This is a genomic window from Corallococcus praedator (assembly GCF_003612125.1).
Classification (GTDB): Bacteria; Myxococcota; Myxococcia; order Myxococcales; family Myxococcaceae; genus Corallococcus; species Corallococcus praedator.
In genome coordinates this window covers 1-438 of sequence record NZ_RAWI01001072.1, presented here as the reverse complement: position 1 = coordinate 438, position 438 = coordinate 1, and the positions used below count along the sequence as shown (strand labels likewise).

1 protein-coding gene is annotated in these 438 nt (G+C 38.1%); it reads left to right on the top strand.

The genetic code is table 11. The features are described from left to right. Window positions 1-438, top strand: a 438-nt coding sequence (locus tag D7Y13_RS46450) for a hypothetical protein (RefSeq protein WP_158626235.1), incomplete at both ends; no start/stop codon positions are given.

Sequence of the window (438 nt, the reverse complement as noted above, 5' to 3'; positions counted from 1 at the left end):
GAGTATGAGTCTGTAGATAACAGTGATCAAATCATCAGACAGATTGATAAGATAGACCTTAACGTTACCTTAAGTAAAATATCAGTAGAGGATTTCGTCAAACGCCAAATTCTCTACATTATCGAGAATCGGTTTTTTAATGAGATCGCCTATGAGATTGACGAGATAACTCAGAAAATTCAGGAAACATCAGATTTGTACGAAAATAATGGCAGTAAGCTGGGAGGGGATGCCGAGTACGCACAATTACAGTGGACAATTAGCCAGCTTCATTCGTACTACAACAGGAACTTCCTGTACTATGAAGATCATGAAAATTTTAAAAAACTAATAACCCGAGCGTTTGACGGCTTGCTGAAAGCGTATGGCCTAAGCCCAGAATATCAGCATCGCCTGAAAGAATTTCAAGACTATTTTTTGGTTATTGCTGTCATACAT